Origin of the sequence: Streptococcus sp. FSL E2-3494 (assembly GCF_038007085.1) — a bacterium.
In the GTDB taxonomy this organism is placed as follows: domain Bacteria; phylum Bacillota; class Bacilli; order Lactobacillales; family Streptococcaceae; genus Streptococcus; species Streptococcus thermophilus.
The window spans coordinates 427,889-446,912 of sequence record NZ_JBBOWN010000001.1; the positions used below are offsets into that span (position 1 = coordinate 427,889).

Annotated in this window: 21 protein-coding genes; 19 read left to right on the top strand and 2 right to left on the bottom strand. The window is 39.5% G+C overall.

Translation table 11 applies throughout. The features are described 5' to 3' along the window. Positions 1–2 precede the first annotated feature (2 nt). From NST05_RS02285 to nusB, 10 genes are all read left to right on the top strand, one after another. Positions 3–275 (top strand): DUF3923 family protein, encoded by a 273-nt coding sequence (locus tag NST05_RS02285; RefSeq protein WP_002946573.1) that lies wholly within the window; start codon positions 3–5, stop codon positions 273–275. Between the two features lie 161 nt (positions 276–436). Further along, positions 437–628, top strand: a complete 192-nt coding sequence (locus tag NST05_RS02290; RefSeq protein WP_014727693.1) for a hypothetical protein — start codon at positions 437–439, stop codon at positions 626–628. A gap of 187 nt (positions 629–815) precedes the next feature. Then, positions 816–1,205, top strand: a complete 390-nt coding sequence (locus NST05_RS02295) for an ATP-binding cassette domain-containing protein (protein WP_064356090.1) — start codon at positions 816–818, stop codon at positions 1,203–1,205. Positions 1,206–1,360: 155 nt separating this feature from the next. Continuing rightward, positions 1,361–1,816, top strand: a complete 456-nt coding sequence (locus tag NST05_RS02300; RefSeq protein WP_232085843.1) for an ABC transporter ATP-binding protein — start codon at positions 1,361–1,363, stop codon at positions 1,814–1,816. Continuing rightward, a complete protein-coding gene (locus NST05_RS02305; RefSeq protein ID WP_084829102.1) occupies positions 1,813–2,241 on the top strand; it encodes a hypothetical protein in 429 nt (142 codons plus the stop codon). Before NST05_RS02300 ends, NST05_RS02305 begins: the two co-directional genes overlap by 4 nt. A gap of 187 nt (positions 2,242–2,428) precedes the next feature. After that, positions 2,429–3,490, top strand: coding sequence for a M24 family metallopeptidase (locus NST05_RS02310; RefSeq protein WP_011681620.1), 1,062 nt, complete (start codon positions 2,429–2,431; stop codon positions 3,488–3,490). 18 nt (positions 3,491–3,508) lie between these two features. Next, positions 3,509–3,964 (top strand): deoxycytidylate deaminase, encoded by a 456-nt coding sequence (locus NST05_RS02315; protein WP_002951893.1) that lies wholly within the window; start codon positions 3,509–3,511, stop codon positions 3,962–3,964. Positions 3,965–4,076: 112 nt separating this feature from the next. Beyond that, positions 4,077–4,637, top strand: coding sequence for an elongation factor P (gene efp / locus NST05_RS02320; protein ID WP_011226539.1), 561 nt, complete (start codon positions 4,077–4,079; stop codon positions 4,635–4,637). Between the two features lie 70 nt (positions 4,638–4,707). Then, positions 4,708–5,097, top strand: a complete 390-nt coding sequence (locus NST05_RS02325; protein ID WP_002951891.1) for an Asp23/Gls24 family envelope stress response protein — start codon at positions 4,708–4,710, stop codon at positions 5,095–5,097. Then, positions 5,090–5,524, top strand: coding sequence for a transcription antitermination factor NusB (gene nusB / locus NST05_RS02330; protein WP_002951890.1), 435 nt, complete (start codon positions 5,090–5,092; stop codon positions 5,522–5,524). The genes NST05_RS02325 and nusB overlap by 8 nt, the downstream gene beginning before the upstream one ends. An 89-nt stretch (positions 5,525–5,613) precedes the next feature. On the opposite strand, the gene NST05_RS02335 is transcribed toward nusB, so the two are convergent. Both NST05_RS02335 and NST05_RS02340 read right to left on the bottom strand, forming a co-directional pair. Then, positions 5,614–6,579: a LacI family DNA-binding transcriptional regulator gene (locus NST05_RS02335; RefSeq protein WP_011681619.1), complete on the bottom strand. Its 966-nt coding sequence runs from the start codon at positions 6,577–6,579 to the stop codon at positions 5,614–5,616. An 8-nt stretch (positions 6,580–6,587) separates the two neighbouring features. After that, on the bottom strand, positions 6,588–8,030 hold the full coding sequence (locus tag NST05_RS02340) for a sucrose-6-phosphate hydrolase (protein ID WP_011681618.1): 1,443 nt from the start codon (positions 8,028–8,030) through the stop codon (positions 6,588–6,590). A 248-nt stretch (positions 8,031–8,278) separates the two neighbouring features. Between NST05_RS02340 and NST05_RS02345 the strand changes: the two genes are divergently transcribed. The 9 genes from NST05_RS02345 to alr all read left to right on the top strand — a co-directional run bounded on the left by NST05_RS02345 (position 8,279) and on the right by alr (position 19,020). Next, the gene (locus NST05_RS02345; RefSeq protein ID WP_340742888.1) at positions 8,279–10,180 is read left to right on the top strand and encodes a sucrose-specific PTS transporter subunit IIBC; all 1,902 of its coding nucleotides are present in this window, start codon (positions 8,279–8,281) and stop codon (positions 10,178–10,180) included. A gap of 183 nt (positions 10,181–10,363) precedes the next feature. Continuing rightward, positions 10,364–11,257 carry a fructokinase ScrK gene (gene scrK / locus NST05_RS02350; RefSeq protein ID WP_084829100.1) on the top strand — a complete coding sequence of 298 codons (894 nt, stop codon included), beginning with the start codon at positions 10,364–10,366 and terminating at the stop codon, positions 11,255–11,257. 65 nt (positions 11,258–11,322) lie between these two features. Beyond that, positions 11,323–12,270 (top strand): mannose-6-phosphate isomerase, class I, encoded by a 948-nt coding sequence (gene manA / locus NST05_RS02355; RefSeq protein WP_084829099.1) that lies wholly within the window; start codon positions 11,323–11,325, stop codon positions 12,268–12,270. Positions 12,271–12,356: 86 nt separating this feature from the next. Then, positions 12,357–12,617, top strand: coding sequence for a hypothetical protein (locus NST05_RS02360; protein ID WP_084829098.1), 261 nt, complete (start codon positions 12,357–12,359; stop codon positions 12,615–12,617). A gap of 182 nt (positions 12,618–12,799) precedes the next feature. After that, entirely contained in the window at positions 12,800–15,367 is a 2,568-nt protein-coding gene (gene secA / locus NST05_RS02365) for a preprotein translocase subunit SecA (RefSeq protein WP_084829097.1), read from the top strand. Positions 15,368–15,372: 5 nt separating this feature from the next. Further along, on the top strand, positions 15,373–16,404 hold the full coding sequence (locus NST05_RS02370) for a 3-deoxy-7-phosphoheptulonate synthase (RefSeq protein ID WP_011681613.1): 1,032 nt from the start codon (positions 15,373–15,375) through the stop codon (positions 16,402–16,404). A gap of 97 nt (positions 16,405–16,501) precedes the next feature. Then, the gene (locus tag NST05_RS02375; protein WP_084829096.1) at positions 16,502–17,533 is read left to right on the top strand and encodes a 3-deoxy-7-phosphoheptulonate synthase; all 1,032 of its coding nucleotides are present in this window, start codon (positions 16,502–16,504) and stop codon (positions 17,531–17,533) included. Positions 17,534–17,536: 3 nt separating this feature from the next. Further along, positions 17,537–17,896, top strand: a complete 360-nt coding sequence (gene acpS / locus NST05_RS02380; RefSeq protein WP_011681612.1) for a holo-ACP synthase — start codon at positions 17,537–17,539, stop codon at positions 17,894–17,896. 20 nt (positions 17,897–17,916) lie between these two features. Next, entirely contained in the window at positions 17,917–19,020 is a 1,104-nt protein-coding gene (gene alr / locus NST05_RS02385) for an alanine racemase (protein ID WP_011681611.1), read from the top strand. Positions 19,021–19,024: the final 4 nt, after the last annotated feature.

The following is a 19,024-nucleotide window of genomic DNA, read 5'->3' on the forward strand; positions in this document are numbered from 1 at the left end:
CTATGGTTAAAAAGCGTTTTTTCATAGGATTTAACGGTATTTTTCTAGTCCTATTTCTAGATATTTGTCTTTTGATTAGTATTCGTACAGTTGATCATCATGGTCGTTTTGAATCAATAACGGATAAATGGCAAACCTTACTTTACGTTTCGGGAGTTTATGTTAGTCTTCTCCTTTTTGAAATGATTTTGTTTCTTATTATGAGACATCGTAAAATAAGCAGATTGTTGGACAAGTCATATAAGGACTTGTTTTTTCGTAGCTATTTATGGTGACATCTATGTCACTATTTTTTTGATAAAGGATATTCTATAATAAAGTCAAGATCTGTAAAATTAGCTGCTAAAAATAAGAGAGTAGCTGTATTTTTTTGGCTTCAAATCTCATCTAAAAGATTACTCAAGAACAGCTATTTTTAGAGTTATCAGGGATTAGAATGACACCTTTGAAAGGACCAGATATGGAGAAGAAAAATATGGATGTAATGACAATGAATAAATTTGATGGTTTGTCTATTGATAAGCTTTCTGAAATTGTTGGAGGAAATGTACCATATGATATTGGCTATGGAGTAGAGCCGGTAAGTTATATTGCGGTTGAGATTCTAAAACTAAGAAAAATAAGATAGCATATTGGAAAATATTTATGTTTATGAGAATTAATGAAGAAGAATTGTTATAAGTTTTCATCGTCCAAGTGAATAGTTCACTTGGATGTTAAAGATTTATATTTAAAATATAATTAAGCAAAGAAAGGAAATACATTACAGTACTAGAGGTAGAGGGGTAAACTACAATTTTGGAAAGCAACCTGTCTTGGATAATATCTCTCTAACCTTGAAAAAGGGGAATATTGCTGGTCTGATTGGCAATAATGGTGCAGGAAAGACGACCTTAATGAAATTAATTTCGGGTATCTTAGAGAGACCTAATGGAACTATTGACTTAAATACTAAAACTGTGGGTGCCTTGATTGAAGCTCCAGCTCTATATCCCAACATGACGGTTAAAGCTAACCTTAAGTTTTATTGCAGACTTTATCATAAAGATTATTCATCAATTGATTGCTATAAAGAAGATTTAGAGGTAGCAACCTATCTCAAACGCAAGGCTTCCAAGTTGTCCTTGGGTATGAAGCAACGTGTAGGTCTGTTTATTGCTTTAATTGCATCAGATGAATTTATTCTTCTTGATGAGCCTACCTAGCTTGGATCCTAATGGTATCAATAGTCTTTTAATCTTGATTGAAAGGATAGCTAAAAATCATGGTCTAACTTTTATTATTTTCAGTCACATCTTATCAAATCTTGAACAGGTTTGTACAAAAAAACTATTTGTTGAAGAATCACAAATTGATTTGTTTGGATGATGATGCGAATGCCAAATATAAAATTTACACTGAGGATTTAAGCATGAAGTCTTTGATGACCCTACTAAAACTAAATGACCTTGCTTTTGAACGTCAAAAGAATGATATTCTGGTTAAAGGAATAGAAAAGATCAAACAGGTTTTGGGACAAGGGGGAATTCTTTTCACATATGAAAAAGCGGGATTGAGTAGGTACTTTTTTATGGCGACTAGATTGAAAATGGTATTTTTAAAGCAAGAATGTGTGACAAAGAGTGCCTTTATTTGTCTTGTATTGCTAGGGATGATTGGTGCGATTGTTATCTTATGTGATGGTTACAAGGGATCTTATCTTGGACTATCTGCTATTTTAGCTAGCTATTCTATCATGGTGTGGTGGATATTGTCTTTGCTTACTTATCTTTATCCAGTTTGGGAAGAGAATTTCAGAATTGAACGATTAATATGATTCGGGTGAGTGACTTATCTGGTCGGGAAGTGATTCTCCGAAAGCTTCTGAGCTTCCTTATTTTATCTATATTTGCAGCTACTATCTTGGTTTTAGAGTTGATTTTTTACAAGTACTATGTGCAGCATGTCAATTTTCCTTTGTGGGTTTATGTCAGACAAATCTATGTTTATTTTCTAGCTTATGGGACTTTTGTTTATATGGTTTCAACTTTGATTATCTTACTTTTAAAGAATACCTTAACAGCTTTTGTAACAGTCTATTTTGGGGTAACAGGAATGACCTTCTTTACACTCTATTTGGCTAGTTTAGGAGATACTATGACTAAGCTAATGACTTACGTTCCGTTGAGTTTTATGCGAGCGGTCTTTACTAGTGGTCAACAGTTCTTTAGTCTTCGTGATGCCTTTGTTTTGTTTGCTTGAACCCTATTTTTGCTCCTTTTGACGCCAGCCATTTACGAAAAGCGAGCCTATGTATAGTACTTATAAAGTCAGAGTTTCATCTGGCTTTTTATTAATGCCATCAAAAAAATACGCCAAAGCATCAACTTCGTTCTTTAAAATCTGAAAATTTGATATAATTAACCTAAAATACAAAGGGGTCATTCAAATGCAACGTAGACTTGAGCGATTTGATGCTAAACTTGTCCAATCAGGCCTAGATGCCTTGTTGGTGACAGGACAAAATAATATTTACTATTTGACGGATTTCTGGGGGACAAATGCGACTGTTTTCATTACGAAAAATCGTCGTCTCTTTTTAACTGATTCACGTTATACGCTTATTGCCAAACAATCTGTACACGGCTTTGATATTATCGAAAGTAAGGATCCACTAAAAGATATCGTTAAATTTGTCGAGGTAGATAAACTTGAGACAATAGGCTTTGACAATCAGGTGTCATTCGCTTATTATCAAGCTCTTCAAGCGATTTTTGAAGGCTATACCTTGTCACCGCAAACCAACTTCATGGAAGAGTTGCGTATGATTAAGGATGAGAAAGAATTGGCAACTATCCGTAAGGCTTGTTCTATCTCAGATCGTGCCTTTACAGATGTTCTTGATTTTATCAAACCAGGTCAAACAACAGAACTACAAGTGGCTAACTTCCTAGATTTCCGTATGCGTGAATATGGAGCTTCAGGTATTTCCTTTGAGTCTATCATTGCTTCAGGTTACCGTTCAGCTATGCCTCACGGTGTTGCTTCAGACAAGGTCATCCAGTCAGGAGAAACTTTGACTATGGACTTTGGTTGTTACTACAATCATTATGTTAGTGATATGACTCGTACTATCCATATTGGTGAAACGACTGACGAGGAGCGTGAAATTTATGATATCGTCTTACGTTCAAATCGATCTTTGATTGATGCAACTAAAGCTGGCATGACGCGTCGTGATTATGATAAGGTTGCGCGTGATGTTATTGTTGAAGCGGGTTATGGTGATTACTTTACACATGGTATCGGACATGGTATCGGTCTTGACATTCACGAGATTCCTTACTTCGGTAATTCTGATGAGACTATCGAAGCTGGTATGGTCTTGACGGATGAACCAGGTATTTATTTGGCTGACAAATACGGTGTTCGTATTGAAGATGATATCATTATTACTGAGAATGGTTGCGAAGTGATTACGCTTGCACCTAAGGAATTGATTGTGCTCTAAGATTTGGAGGAATACTTTATGACAAACCGTCTATCTTGGCAAGACTATTTTATGGCTAATGCAGAGCTGATTTCTAAGCGTTCTACCTGTGATCGTGCTTTTGTTGGTGCTGTTTTGGTCAAGGACAAGCGTATTATTGCTACAGGTTATAACGGTGGAGTCTCTGAGGCAGATAACTGTAATGAGGTAGGTCACTACATGGAAGATGGTCATTGTATTCGTACGGTCCATGCGGAGATGAACGCTCTTATCCAGTGTGCCAAAGAGGGGATTTCTACTAAAAATACAGAAATCTATGTGACGCATTTCCCTTGTATTAACTGCACTAAAGCTCTCCTTCAGGCTGGCGTTGTTAAGATTACTTATAAGGCTAATTATCGCCCCCACGCCTTTGCGATTGAGTTGATGGAACAAAAGGGAGTCTCTTATGTACAACATGATGTTCCAGAGGTACACTTGGGGATGGATGACTAGATTCTCCTTGGAAAATCCTAGGGTTTAGGTTTGATTCTATAAAATATTTGAGCCATGCTGTCATTTATGGTAAAATAAACTGATAATAATTTTTACAAAGAGGTATTTAATAATGATTGAAGCAAGTAAACTCCGTGCGGGTATGACTTTCGTAACAAATGATGGCAAATTGCTCAAAGTTCTTGAAGCTAGTCACCACAAACCTGGTAAAGGTAACACAATCATGCGTATGAAATTGCGTGATGTTCGCTCAGGTTCAACTTTTGACACCAGCTACCGTCCAGAAGAGAAATTTGAACAAGCGATCATCGAAACAGTACCAGCACAATACTTGTACCAAATGGATGATACTGCATACTTCATGAACACTGAAACATATGATCAATATGAAATTCCAGTAGTCAACGTTCAAGAAGAATTGAAATTTATCCTTGAAAACTCAGACGTAAAAATCCAATTCTACGGAACAGAAGTTATCGGTGTGCAAGTACCAACAACTGTTGAATTGACAGTTACTGAAACACAACCATCAATCAAAGGTGCAACAGTTACAGGTTCAGGTAAACCTGCAACACTTGAAACTGGTCTTGTGGTTAACGTTCCAGACTTTATCGAAGCTGGTCAAAAATTGGTTATCAACACAGCTGAAGGTACTTACGTATCACGTGCCTAAGCCTAACTAAGTCTTTCGAACCACTGGTTTGAAAGCTTTATTTTCCAAACTAACGGAAAGGAAATATGCGATGACTACAGAAAATATCGGTGAAATCGTAATTGCCCCTCGTGTTCTTGAGGTGATTACTGGTATCGCTGCAACTAAAGTGGACGGTGTTTACGCCCTTCAAAACAAAAACGTTACGGATGGTCTCAGCAAAACAAGCTTGGGACGTGGTGTTTATCTTCAAACTGAGGAAGATGGTACAGTAAACGTTGATATCTACGTTTCCCTTCAGTATGGCGTTAATGTGCCTGCGGTTTCAATTGAAATTCAAAAAGCTATTAAAACAGCTGTCTACGATATGGCCGAAGTGTTAATTTCAGAAGTAAACGTTCACGTTGAATCTATTGTCACTGAAAAGTCACAAAAACCAGACTTGGCTGAATTGTTTAACGAGGATTTTTTGAATGACTAATATCTTTAAAGATTCACGTCGTGACCTTCGTGAGCGTGCTTTTCAAACGCTGTTTGCCCTGGAGTTTGGTGGCGAAGCTTTAGATCAAGCCTATTTTGCTTACACTTACGACAAGCCAATTGATGAAGAAACAGAAGTTGATCTACCATCTTTTTTACTTAGTCTAGTAACAGGTGTTCGTGAAGAGTTGCCTCAACTGGATAGTCAAATTGAAGAAAAATTGAAAGAAGGTTGGAGTCTCTCACGTTTGATTATGACAGACCGTACCCTCCTTCGTTTGGGGCTTTATGAAATCACGTCTTTTGAAGAGACACCAGGACGTGTGGCTATCAATGAAATTATTGAAATTGCTAAAAAATATTCTGATAAAACATCTGCTAAGTTCATTAATGGTGTTCTTAGTCAGTTCGTGACAGATGAAGCATAAGAAAAAGAAGTTGATTGCTGTTTCAACTTCTTTTTTTGATAACTAAGCTCAAGAAAAAGTCGCAAGTACAGACTTCTTGCGACTTTTATTTATATACTGGAACCAGAAATCAAATTTATTGGTAGCACATAATCACGACTGACTATTTCGCCTTTGATTTTCTTCAATAGAATTTCGACACAAAGTTTAGCAATTTCATCCAAAGGCTGTTGGATGGTTGTTAGCTCTGGATAGAAGTGTCGGATAAAGGCAGTACCGTCGTAACCGATGATTTTTAAGTCATTTGGGATGGAAAGTTCTAGTTGTCTAGCTACTTTTATAACTAAGATAGCTGTTAAATCATCTGAGACAAAGATACCATCCGGCTTTTCACGACAAATAATAGATTTGATTTCTAATTCTCGTCGCATGATAGATAAATCGTTTGGGACAGGACAGACAATACCCTGTTTATTCAATTCGTAATTAAATCCAAGTTGACGGAGTCCAGTTGGGGAATCTGAATTATCATTACCTGTAATCATGACAATACGCTGACAACCGGCCTTGACCAAGGTTTTTGCGGCTAATTTTCCTCCTTCAAAGTTATCAGATGAGATAATAGGAATCTTTGGGGCCAGATTACGGTCGAAGGCAATGATAGGAGCTTCAACCTTTTCATAATCTTCTATACCAAGATTGTGAGAAGACGAGATGATACCATCACATTGGTTGGCGGAAAGCATTTCCAAATAGTCCTTTTCCTTGTTGGGATCATGCTCACTGTTACAAATGATGGTTTTATAACCCTGCTTAAAGAGCTCGTCCTCAAGTCGTTCGATAAGCTCAGCGTAAAAAATGTTGGAAATATTTGGAAAAATCAAGCCAACGAGCTTGGCTGATTTTCCTTTGAGACCTCGAGCCAAATTATTAGGCTTGTAATTCAGCTCCTGCATGGCAGCGTGTACTTTGTCAATGGTTTTTTGTGAGAGGTAGCCCTTTTTGTTTATGACGCGGGAAACTGTGGTTGGGCTCACACCAGCCAGTTCGGCAACGTCAGTAAGCTTTGCGACCATAAATCACCCTAGTATTTTAAGTCGAAGTAGTGACCAGAAACGTTCCCTGATGCTACTTTGATACCAGTTTGTTCAGCACTTGGGAAGACGCGGCTAGTGAAGACTTTCTCACCTTTATTGAAGAAAATTTCAACAATTGAGTTATCCACAAAGATGTTTGCTGTTGCAGCTTGTCCGGCATCAAGAGTGCATTCACGACTTGTGCCAAAGTCTGTAGCGTACTGTTCGCCAGCTTTAGAACGGTCAAGGATAACTTTTCCTTTTGCAGTATCAACGGTAAGTGATAAGCCATTTCCTTCTTGGTCTGCGAAGAGGACAAGTTCTGTTTGAGTGTTAGCTTGGAAGTTAAGTTCAAGCTCGTAAGTGTTAGTTGTTGCCGTTTTTTCAGAGAAATCTTCTTGTCTAGTACGTAAGCTTGTAATAGCTTCTACTGGGTATTGGTAGAGTTTTCCATCTTTGATAGATAATTCTTTAACCAAGCTCATAGCACCTTGGTAGTCGTATTTGTCAGTTGGATAGTCCACGTCTGGGAGACCAATCCAGCTAACAATAAGCGCACGACCATCAGGAGTGTTAAATCCTTGAGTAGCATAAGCTTCGAACCCGTAGTCCAAGTTGATGATTGGTGTACCACCAACAAGGGCAGCTTTCTCAGGGTCGAAATCTTGGAAAATCTTATAAGTATTAGGATAAATATTGTTATAGTCGAGTTCAGCTTTATCAAGACCTTGTGGGCAATAAAGAAGAACAGGTTTGCCATCTACAAAGACAATATTTGGACACTCAATCATGTATTCTGAGCCAGTGCCACCAAAGTCGAGATCTCCAACCTCAACCCAGTTTTCGACATCATTATCAACTGCTTTGTAAAATTTGATGAAACCTTGTTTATCATGGTTTTGAGCACCTATGATAGCATAAAATTGTCCCTTGTAATCGAAGATTTGAGGGTCACGGAAGTGCTCAGTAACGTCAGTAGGTTTTTTGATAAGAACCTTGTCGATTTTTTTGATTTTGTAGTTTTTATCCATCCAGGCACCGATTTGACGTGGATCGCGAATCCAGTTTTCATCACGGACATTACCTGTATAGAAGATAAAAAGTTTATCACCGATTTGATAAGCAGAACCTGAGTAGGCACCGTGGCTGTCATTTTCATGATCTGGCAAGAGTTTGACACCAGTTTCTGTAAAGTGAACCAAATCTTCAGATTCAGTATGAACCCATTGTTTCAAACCATGAGCGGCTCCAAATGGCCAACTTTGATAGAAAAGTTGGAACTTACCATTAAAGTAAGAAAAACCGTTTGGGTCATTTAGAAGTCCTGTTTCTGGTTCAATATGGTAGCTTGCACGCCAAGGTGATTTGCCAACATTCTCTTTAATCTTTGTTTTTTCTCCGTCTGTCCAATCTGTGTATGGACGGTAACGAACTTCTGTTGGTAGATTCATATTTAATAATCTCCTAATTTATTTATTAGTAATATAGTAAACGTTTTACCTAGAAAAATCAACGATTTATAATAAGAAAACAAAAAAATGCTAAACGTTTGACATATGACAGAAAGATGTTAAAATTAATATCGTAAAGAAAAGTGAAGCGTTTTCAAAAACAAATTTTGTTAAAGATGTTAAAATTGATATCGTAAAGAAAAGCGAAACGTTTTCAAAAACAAATTTTATTAAGGAGAATTTTGCAAATGAATTACAAACAAATTGCAAAAGAAGTCATCGAAGCCCTCGGTGGACGTGAAAATGTTAACAGTGTTGCTCACTGTGCGACACGTCTACGTGTTATGGTTAAAGATGAAAATAAAATCAATAAAGAAAAAGCTGAGAATATTGAAAAAGTTCAAGGTGCTTTCTTTAACTCAGGTCAATACCAAATGATCTTTGGTACAGGTACTGTTAACAAGATTTACGACGAAGTCGTTGCTCAAGGTCTTCCAACAGCATCTAAAGACGAACAAAAAGCAGAAGCTGCTAAACAAGGGAACTGGTTCCAACGTGCCATCCGTTCATTCGGTGACGTTTTCGTTCCATTGCTTCCAGCTATCGTAGCGACTGGTCTTTTCATGGGTATCCGTGGAGCCATCAATAATGATACAGTTCTTGCTCTTTTTGGTACAACATCTAAAGCCTTCGCTGCTACTGATTTCTACACTTATACAGTTGTATTGACAGATACAGCCTTTGCCTTCTTCCCAGCCTTGATCTGTTGGTCAGCCTTTAACGTTTTCGGTGGTTCACCACTTCTTGGTTTGGTTCTTGGTTTGATGATGGTTAACAATGCTCTCCCAAATGCTTGGGATGTTGTATCAGGTGCTGCAAAACCAATTTACTTCTTTGACTTTATTCCAGTAGTTGGTTACCAAAACTCAGTCCTTCCAGCCTTCTTCGTAGGTTTGATTGGTGCTAAGTTTGAACAATGGGTTCGTAAATGGGTTCCAGATGTTCTTGACCTTCTCTTGCGTCCACTTGTTGTCTTTGCTGTGATGTCAGCTTTGGCCCTCTTTATCATTGGTCCTGTCTTCCACACAGTTGAGAGCTACGTACTTGCTGGTACAGAGTGGATTCTTGCCTTGCCATTTGGTCTTGCAGGTCTTGTTCTAGGTGGTATTCACCAAATTATCGTCGTTACAGGGGTTCACCACGTTTTCAACTTGCTTGAAGCTAACCTTATTTCTAATACAGGTAAAGACCCACTTAACGCTATCATCACAGCTGCGATGACTGCTCAAGCTGGTGCAACACTTGCTGTTGGTGTTAAAACTAAAGACTCTAAGTTGAAAGCTCTCGCTTTCCCTGCAAGTCTTTCAGCAGTACTTGGTATCACTGAACCAGCTATCTTCGGGGTTAACCTTCGTTTCGGTAAACCATTTATCATGGGTCTTATCGCTGGTGCTGCTGGTGGTTGGTTGGCATCAATCCTTAACCTTGCTGGTACAGGATTTGGTGTAACAATCGTTCCTGGTACTCTTCTCTACCTAAATGGTCAAGTACTTAAGTATGTAATCATGGTACTTGTAACACTTGCTCTTGGTTTCGCTCTTACTTGGATCTTTGGATATAAAGAGGAAGAGGTTGAAGCTCAAACAGAAGTTGTTGCTGAAGATATCGCCTCAGCAGGTTCTGCTCCAGTTGCATTGCAAGCTGAAACAATTGCTGCACCACTTAAAGGTGAAGTTGTAGCTTTGGAAAATGTAAATGACCCAGTCTTCTCTTCAGGAGCTATGGGTAAAGGTTCCGCTATCAAACCTTCAGGTAACCGAGTTGTTGCACCATTTGATGGTGAAGTGCAAATTGCCTTCCCAACAGGTCACGCTTACGGTCTAAAATCTGATAAAGGTGCTGAAGTGCTTATCCACATCGGTATCGATACTGTCTCACTTGACGGTAAAGGATTTGATGCTAAGGTTCAAGCAAATCAACGTGTTAAAAAAGGTGATGTCTTGGCTACCTTCGATAGCTCAGTTATCACTGAAGCAGGTCTTGACGATACAACTATGGTTATCGTTACAAACACTGCAGACTACGAAGATGTTTCATCAGTAGCAACTGGTTCAGTTGCTGAGGGTGATGACTTCATCGCAGTTAAATAATAAGCTAGAAAAGTCGAAGCTGTTTCGGCTTTTTTAGTTGAATGTTTTATAAAGAAGAGTGATATGAAGCCAAGTTGGTAGCAGCTTAAATATGCTTTTATTTAGATTGTCTTTTATCTTGCTTTTCTTTATAATAGTGACAAGATAGTTATTTATTAATCATAAAAGGAGTTAGCTTTACATATGGCTAAACTATACGGAAGCTTGGAAGCTGGTGGTACAAAGTTTGTTTGTGCTGTTGGTGATGAGAAATTCCAAGTCATTGAAAAAACTCAATTCCCAACAACTACACCTTACGAAACAATTGATCGTACGGTTGAATTTTTCAAACGTTATGAAGATCAGTTGGAAGGAATCGCTATTGGTTCATTTGGTCCGATAGATGTTGATCCAAATTCAGAAACATATGGTTTTGTAACTTCAACGCCAAAACCACACTGGTCAAACATAGACCTTCTTGGTTTAATCGCTAAGGAATTTAATGTTCCGTTCTACTTTACGACTGATGTGAATTCATCTGCTTATGGTGAAACACTTGCTCGTAAAGGTGTTAAGAGTCTTGTTTATTACACTATCGGAACTGGTATTGGTGCTGGTGCTATTCAAAATGGAGAATTCCTTGGTGGCTTAGGTCATACTGAGGTGGGTCACGTCTATGTACCACTTCACCCAAATGATGTTGCCAATGAATTTAACGGAACGTGTCCATTCCACCGCGGATGTTTGGAAGGTTTGGCTGCTGGTCCATCGCTTGAAGCCCGTACAGGTATTCGTGGTGAATTGATTGAGCAAAACTCTGAGGTTTGGGATGTTCAATCTTACTACATTGCTCAAGCTGCTGTCCAAGCAACTGTGCTCTACCGCCCAGAGGTGATCGTCTTTGGGGGTGGTGTTATGGGACAAGAACACATGCTTCGCCGTGTCCGTGAAAAATTCACAGCTCTGTTGAATGGTTACCTTCCAGTGCCAGACGTGACTGAGTATATTGTGACACCGGCTGTTTCAGGTAATGGGTCTGCAACACTTGGTAACTTTGCACTTGCCAAAGATGTAGCTGACAAATACTCACGCAAATAACCCAAATATGTAAAATCGCTTTAAGACATGATCTTAAGGCGTTTTGCTCTATACAGGAGGATGTAATGGAACCTTTATTTTTAGATTCGCCAATGCATGAAAAAATATGGGGAGGTAATCGACTTAAGACAGAGTTTGGTTATGATATTCCTAGTGAACACACTGGAGAATACTGGGCAATCTCTGCTCATCCTAATGGTGTATCTTACGTCAAGAACGGGAAGTATTCTGGTTTTCATCTAGCAGAACTTTACAAAGACAAACCAGAACTTTTTGGACATCCAAAGGCGAGTGTATTTCCTTTGTTGACAAAGATTTTGGATGCTAATGATTGGCTGTCAGTGCAGGTACACCCAGACGATGCCTATGGTATGGAGCATGAAGGTGAACTAGGAAAGACGGAGTGTTGGTATATTATTGACGCCGAAGAGGGCGCTGAAATTATCTATGGCCACAAGGCTCAAACCAAGGAAGAGCTGGCAACTTTGATTGAAGCGGGTGATTGGGATGGGCTTTTGTCGAAAACGCCTGTAAAAAAAGGTGACTTTTTCTTTGTACCAAGCGGCACCATGCATGCTATTGGTACAGGTATCCTTATCCTAGAAACACAACAATCTAGCGATACCACTTATCGTGTATATGACTTTGATCGTAGAGATGATCAAGGCAATCAACGTGAGCTTCACATCCAACAGTCTCTTGATGTTCTGAATCTTGGGGAGCCCCAAAATAGTGTCCCATCAACTGTTAAGACCATGCAGTTAGAGATGACTTGTTTGACATCAAACGCCTTTTTCACAGTATACAAATGGAAATTCAGTGGATTAGTTGATTTCAAGCAATCAGCCCCTTATTTGCTCTGTTCAGTACTTTCTGGTAATGGGACTTTGACTGTCGATTCACGCATTTATTGTCTAAAAAAAGGTGATCACTTCCTTCTTCCAAATAATGTTACAGATTGGGAAATTGATGGACAATTAGAGATGATTGTCAGTCACCCTAACGAGGCTTGAGTATGAGTAATGAACAAGCATTATCAGCTCTTTTTGAGCGTGTTGAAATTGGATGATCCTATTATTTTGAGGGAGCTTATTATCGTTTGAAAGACTATGGAGACCACATTTATGGTTTGCAACGGGCAATTTCTGGTATGTGTGGTGAAAAGACAGCCTCTCCTAGTATCAAATTTTACTGGGAAAATGGTGTCCTGGAATACGAATTTTACGTGGATTTTGAGGCCAGCCCTATGATTATGAAGGATTATAGTAGTAGTGATAGAGCTTTCTTTGAACAGGCCTTTGAAAATCTCTTACACGACTTTGAGGATTTCTTAGAGAATCAAGAAATCATTGAGGGATAGCCTTGAAGTGTTATTGTCGATATTTTCAGTGAATCTAATAAAGAAGTTTTAGTTTATTTGCTAATCTGTTGTGAAAGCCTTTAAACTAGGGCTTTTTTCTTTGTCAATACTTGAGTGATTTCTTGTTTAAAAGGGGCATTTGTGGTAAAATACGGAGATAAGGACTGTCGAAAGGAAAAAAGATGGCAAATATATTACGCAAAATCATTGAAAATGATAAGGGCGAAATTAAAAAACTAGAAAAAACTGCCAAGAAAGTTGAGAGCTATGCTGATGCAATGGCGGCTCTTTCAGATGAAGAACTTCAGGCAAAAACAGAAGAATTTAAACAACGATATCAAAACGGAGAAAGTCTAGATCAGCTCTTGCCGGAGGCATTTGCGGTTGTTCGTGAGGGAGCGAAACGTGTCCTTGGACTTTTCCCATATCGTGTGCAAATTATGGGTGGTATTGTGCTTCACCATGGTGACGTAGCGGAGATGCGTACAGGGGAAGGGAAAACCCTTACTGCGACAATGCCTGTCTACTTGAATGCTATTTCAGGTGAAGGTGTACACGTTATCACCGTTAACGAATACCTTTCAGAGCGTGATGCGACTGAAATGGGTGAGCTTTATAGTTGGCTCGGTTTGTCAGTAGGGATCAACCTTTCATCTAAATCACCAGCTGAAAAACGTGAAGCTTATAATTGTGACATCACTTACTCAACCAGCTCAGAGGTAGGTTTCGACTATCTTCGTGATAACATGGTTGTTCGTAAGGAAAACAGGGTACAACGCCCATTGAACTTTGCCTTGGTCGATGAGGTTGACTCGGTTCTTATTGATGAAGCTCGTACACCATTGATCGTATCAGGGCCTGTAAGTTCAGAAACTAATCAGTTGTATCACCGTGCGGATGCTTTTGTTAAGACATTGACTGAAGATGATTATGCGATTGATATTCCAACAAAAACAATTGGTTTGAATGACTCAGGTATTGACAAGGCTGAAGAGTTCTTCAACTTGGAAAATTTGTACGATATTGACAATGTTGCCTTGACTCACTATATTGACAATGCCCTTCGTGCCAACTACATTATGTTGCGTGATATTGACTACGTGGTAAGTCCTGAGCAAGAAATCCTTATTGTTGACCAATTTACTGGTCGTACCATGGAAGGTCGTCGTTTTTCAGATGGGCTCCACCAAGCCATTGAGGCTAAAGAAGGTGTACCAGTCCAAGAGGAAACCAAGACTTCTGCCTCAATCACTTACCAAAATATGTTCCGTATGTACAAGAAATTGTCAGGTATGACTGGTACTGGTAAGACTGAAGAGGATGAATTCCGTGAAATCTATAACATGCGAGTCATCCCAATTCCAACAAACCGTCCAATTCAACGTATTGACCATGATGACCTTCTGTACTCAACTTTGGATGCTAAATTCCGTGCTGTGGTACAAGATGTTAAGCATCGTTATGAGAAGGGGCAACCAGTTCTTATTGGTACGGTTGCCGTTGAAACATCTGACTTGATTTCTAAGATGTTGGTTGACGCAGGTATTCCTCACGAAGTGCTTAATGCCAAGAACCACGAAAAAGAAGCGCATATTATCATGAATGCAGGTCAACGTGGTGCTGTTACGATTGCGACCAATATGGCCGGTCGTGGTACTGACATCAAACTTGGTGAAGGTGTTCTGGAGCTTGGTGGACTTTGTGTCATTGGTACAGAGCGTCATGAAAGTCGTCGTATCGACAACCAGTTGCGTGGTCGTTCGGGACGTCAAGGGGATCCAGGGGAGTCTCAATTCTACCTATCACTTGAAGACGAATTGATGCGTCGTTTCGGTTCTGACCGTATCAAGCATGTCTTGGAACGTTTGAACGCTGATGACGAAGATATTGTTATCAAATCACGTATGTTGACCCGTCAAGTGGAATCAGCTCAAAAACGTGTCGAAGGGAATAACTACGATACTCGTAAACAAGTCCTTCAGTACGATGACGTTATGCGTGAACAGCGTGAAATCATCTACGCTGAGCGTTATGATGTTATTACAGCAGAACGTGACCTTGAACCTGAAATCAAGGCTATGATCAAGCGTACTATTAACCGTATGGTTGATGGACACAGTCGTAACGATCAAGAAGAAGCTCTTAAAGGTATCTTGAACTTTGCACGTCAGGCCTTGGTTCCTGAGGATGCCATCTCGCTTGAAGATCTAAAAGAAGTGGGAGAGGTGACTAAACGTAGTGTTAATTATGATGCTATCAAGGTTTATCTGACTGAGTTAGCAGATAATGTTTATGATCGTCAAATTAAGAAATTGCGTTCAGAGGAGGCTATTCGCGAATTCCAAAAAGTCTTGATTTTGATGGTTGTTGATAATAAGTGGACAGACCACATTGATGCCCTTGATCAATTACGTAACGCCGTTGGTATGCGTGGTTATGCGCAAAACAACCCAATCGTTGAGTATCAATCTGAAAGTTTCAAGATGTTCCAAGATATGATTGGTGCTATTGAGTATGATGTAACTCGTACGATGATGAAAGCACAAATCCACGAACAATCTCGTGAACATGTTAATGAACGTGTTTCAACAACAGCAACAGGCAATATTCAAGCACATCAAGCAGATGCTAATGGTCAAGAGATTGACTTTAGCAAGGTTGGTCGTAATGACTTCTGTCCATGTGGCTCTGGTAAGAAATTCAAAAATTGTCACGGTCGTAAACAGTTTAAGATAAAAAGAAATAGGTAATTATAATGGTTTTTAAAGCAGTAAGTGAAAAAATTGATTTTGATGCAGTTAAAGAATCAACTACATTGACAGGAGAAGCCCTTGCCAAGAAGCAAGCTCGTGATAAAGAGCTTGAGGCAATCATCAAGGGTGAGGACAACCGTACACTTTTGGTGATTGGTCCATGTTCATCTGATAATGAGGATGCAGTTCTTGATTATGCACACCGTTTGGCTAAACTTCAAGAAGAAGTGAAAGATAAAGTATTTATGGTTATGCGTGTTTATACTGCTAAACCTCGTACAAACGGTGATGGGTATAAAGGGCTTGTGCACCAACCTGATGCTGAAGGAAAACCGAATCTAATTAATGGTATCAAAGCTGTACGTAATCTTCACTACCGTGTTATCACAGAAACTGGTATCACAACTGCTGACGAAATGCTTTACCCGGAAAACCTTCCTTTGGTAGATGACCTTGTGTCCTACATTGCCATCGGTGCTCGTTCTGTAGAAGATCAACAACACCGTTTCGTCGCGTCGGGTATTGACGTACCAACTGGAATGAAAAATCCAACATCAGGTAACCTTAACATTATGTTTAATGGTATCTATGCTGCACAAAACAAACAAGACTTCCTCTTTAACGGTGAAGAAGTTCAGACATCTGGAAATCCGTTAGCACACGCTATCCTTCGTGGATCAACAAATGAATACGGGAAGAATATTCCTAATTTCTACTATGATGATATCCTTGATACTATTAACACCTATGAAAAGATGGGACTTCAAAATCCATTTATCGTGATTGATACGAACCACGATAATTCTGGTAAACGTTACTTGGAGCAAGTACGTATTGTACGTCAGACCTTGATTAACCGTGATTGGAATGAAAAAATCAATAAGTTTGCACGTGGATTTATGATCGAGTCTTATCTTGAAGATGGTCGTCAGGACACACCAGAAGTTTATGGAAAATCAATTACTGACCCATGTCTTGGTTGGGATAATACTGAGCAATTGATTCGTGAAATTCACGCAACACTTTCAAAATAATAATTTGAAAACAGTCTGAATGTAAAGAATTGAGCCGTTTTGGGATCTTCCAAACGGCTCGACTCTTTATCTAAAATAGGAAGTAGAGAATAGGGAAATGGGAATTCATAAAATTAGTTCATTAATTGATACAGCAGAAGTAAGAAAAGCACATGCTCTTACAGGAGATGACTTGGCGAAAAAACAGGTTAATGATAGTGCCTTAGCTAAGATAATTAAAGGTGAGGATGATCGTCTTCTCTTAGTTATTGGACCATGTTCGTCAGATAATGAAAAAGCTGTACTTGACTATGCTCATCGCCTATCTAAGTTGCAAGAGGAAGTCAAGGATAAGATTTTCATTGTTATGCGTGTTTATACGGCTAAACCACGCACAAATGGTGATGGTTATAAAGGACTTGTTCACCAACCTGATGCAGAAGGAGCTACTGATCTTATAACAGGTATTAAGGCAGTGCGTCGTCTACAATCTCGCATTATTAGGGAAACCGGACTTCCGCTTGCTGATGAGATGCTATATCCGACAAATCTGATCTATTTTGAAGATTTGTTAAGTTACCATGCTATTGGTGCTCGATCAGTTGAAGATCAAGAACATCGTTTTGTGGCTTCGGGGCTTGATGTTCCAACGGGGTTGAAAAATCCAACTTCTGGAAATCTTAATGTCATGTTCAATGCTATCTATGCTGCTCACAATGAGCAAGAGTTTATCTACAATGGCCATGAAGTGAAAACAGACGGTAATCCATTAGCACATGCTATTTTACGTGGTTCTAGTAACGAATATGGTCAAAACGAGGTTAACTACCACTACGAGGACTTAGTTAAGGCTTGGGATAAATATAGTGAATTTGGTTTAGAAAATCCATTTATTCTTGTTGATACAAATCATGATAACTCTGGTAAAAACTTCATGGAGCAAATCCGTATTGTGCGTGAAGTTCTTCTTAACCGTGAGTGGGATAAGCGTATTGCAGATACTGTGCGTGGCTTTATGATTGAATCTTATCTTGAAGATGGTCGTCAAGATACACCTGAAGTTTATGGAAAATCAATCACAGATCCATGCCTCGGTTGGGAAAAAACGGTTAACCTTATTCGTGAAATCCATACTACCCTTTCAAAATAGTTTATGATTTTTGGACATGGTATAGACTTGCAGGAAATTTCAGCAGTTAAAAAGGCCTATGACCGAAACCCACGTTTTGCAAAGAAAGTACTGACACCAAAAGAATGGGAGCGTTTCGAGTCCCTTTCTGGAGAGCGTCAGATGTCGTTTCTGGCAGGCCGTTGGGCGGGGAAGGAAGCTTTTTCAAAGGCCTGGGGTACTGGAATCGGAGCAGTCGGTTTTAAGGATATTGAAATTCTAAATAATGATAAGGGAGCTCCCGTGGTTACTCAGTCGCCTTTTGAAGGAAATGTCTTTATCTCCATTTCTCATAGTGGTGATTTTGTTCAGGCAAGTGTCATTTTAGAAAAAAACAAGAGATAGGTGTTGGAAGAGGATAGCTTATGATTGCGAGTTTACATCGACCAACCTTGGCAAAGGTTGATCTGTCAGCAATTTCAGAAAATATTGAACAAGTGGTTAGTCATATTCCTAAACAGGTGCAGACTTTTGCAGTTGTAAAGGCCAATGCTTATGGTCATGGCGCTGTTGAAGTGGCTAAACATGTGTCTAAGCAGGTGGATGGTTTTTGTGTTTCTAACCTAGATGAGGCGCTTGAACTTCGTCAAGCTGGCATAGAGCAACCGATACTTATTTTGGGAGTAGTCTTGCCAGATGGTGTTCCCTTGGCTATTCAAGAAAACATTAGTCTGACGGTGGCCTCACTTGAGTGGTTGGCACTGGCTCAGAAACAAGGGCTTGATTTGATAGGTTTGACCTGTCATATTAAGGTTGATTCAGGTATGGGTCGTATTGGGGTACGTAACCTAAAGGACGCAGATAACTTGATTGCTGGTCTGAAGGCTCTTGGTGCTGATGTCGAAGGTATTTTTACTCATTTTGCAACAGCTGATGAAGCAGATGATAGTAAATTTAAGCGTCAATTATCTTTCTTCACCGATTTGGTGGATAACTTGACTGATAGACCTCGCTTGGTGCACGCTAGCAACTCAGCGACAAGTATTTGGCATGCAGCAACCGTCTTTAATACGGTACGTCTGGGTGTTGTCATCTATGGTCTCAATCCTAGTGGCAGTGTCTTGGAACTTCCCTATAATATTCAACCTGCCCTAAGTTTAGAGACAGCTCTTATTCATGTTAAGACCCTTCCAGCCGGTCAAGACGTGGGTTACGGTGCAACCTATACAACTACGGCTGAAGAAGTTATTGGAACGCTTCCGATTGGCTATGCGGATGGTTGGACTAGAGATTTACAAGGTTTCCATGTTATTGTGGATGGACAACTTTGTCCTATTGTTGGGCGTGTGTCTATGGACCAGATCACTGTTCGCCTTCCTAAGGTTTATCCACTAGGAACTCCAGTTACGCTTATGGGTGAAAATGGAGGAGCGAGCATTACTGCGACAGAGGTGGCTGAAAAGCGTGGCACAATCAACTACGAGGTCCTTTGTTTACTTAGTGATCGTGTACCTCGTAGCTATGACTAATATA

Coding starts and splice junctions, on each gene's coding strand:
- NST05_RS02285 (WP_002946573.1), top strand. CDS start 3: ATGGTTAAAAAGCGTTTTTTCATAGGATTTAACGGTATTTTTCTAGTC.
- NST05_RS02290 (WP_014727693.1), top strand. CDS start 437: ATGACACCTTTGAAAGGACCAGATATGGAGAAGAAAAATATGGATGTA.
- NST05_RS02305 (WP_084829102.1), top strand. CDS start 1,813: ATGATTCGGGTGAGTGACTTATCTGGTCGGGAAGTGATTCTCCGAAAG.
- NST05_RS02310 (WP_011681620.1), top strand. CDS start 2,429: ATGCAACGTAGACTTGAGCGATTTGATGCTAAACTTGTCCAATCAGGC.
- NST05_RS02315 (WP_002951893.1), top strand. CDS start 3,509: ATGACAAACCGTCTATCTTGGCAAGACTATTTTATGGCTAATGCAGAG.
- efp (WP_011226539.1), top strand. CDS start 4,077: ATGATTGAAGCAAGTAAACTCCGTGCGGGTATGACTTTCGTAACAAAT.
- NST05_RS02325 (WP_002951891.1), top strand. CDS start 4,708: ATGACTACAGAAAATATCGGTGAAATCGTAATTGCCCCTCGTGTTCTT.
- nusB (WP_002951890.1), top strand. CDS start 5,090: ATGACTAATATCTTTAAAGATTCACGTCGTGACCTTCGTGAGCGTGCT.
- NST05_RS02335 (WP_011681619.1), bottom strand. CDS start 6,579: ATGGTCGCAAAGCTTACTGACGTTGCCGAACTGGCTGGTGTGAGCCCA.
- NST05_RS02340 (WP_011681618.1), bottom strand. CDS start 8,030: ATGAATCTACCAACAGAAGTTCGTTACCGTCCATACACAGATTGGACA.
- NST05_RS02345 (WP_340742888.1), top strand. CDS start 8,279: ATGAATTACAAACAAATTGCAAAAGAAGTCATCGAAGCCCTCGGTGGA.
- scrK (WP_084829100.1), top strand. CDS start 10,364: ATGGCTAAACTATACGGAAGCTTGGAAGCTGGTGGTACAAAGTTTGTT.
- manA (WP_084829099.1), top strand. CDS start 11,323: ATGGAACCTTTATTTTTAGATTCGCCAATGCATGAAAAAATATGGGGA.
- secA (WP_084829097.1), top strand. CDS start 12,800: ATGGCAAATATATTACGCAAAATCATTGAAAATGATAAGGGCGAAATT.
- NST05_RS02370 (WP_011681613.1), top strand. CDS start 15,373: ATGGTTTTTAAAGCAGTAAGTGAAAAAATTGATTTTGATGCAGTTAAA.
- NST05_RS02375 (WP_084829096.1), top strand. CDS start 16,502: ATGGGAATTCATAAAATTAGTTCATTAATTGATACAGCAGAAGTAAGA.
- acpS (WP_011681612.1), top strand. CDS start 17,537: ATGATTTTTGGACATGGTATAGACTTGCAGGAAATTTCAGCAGTTAAA.
- alr (WP_011681611.1), top strand. CDS start 17,917: ATGATTGCGAGTTTACATCGACCAACCTTGGCAAAGGTTGATCTGTCA.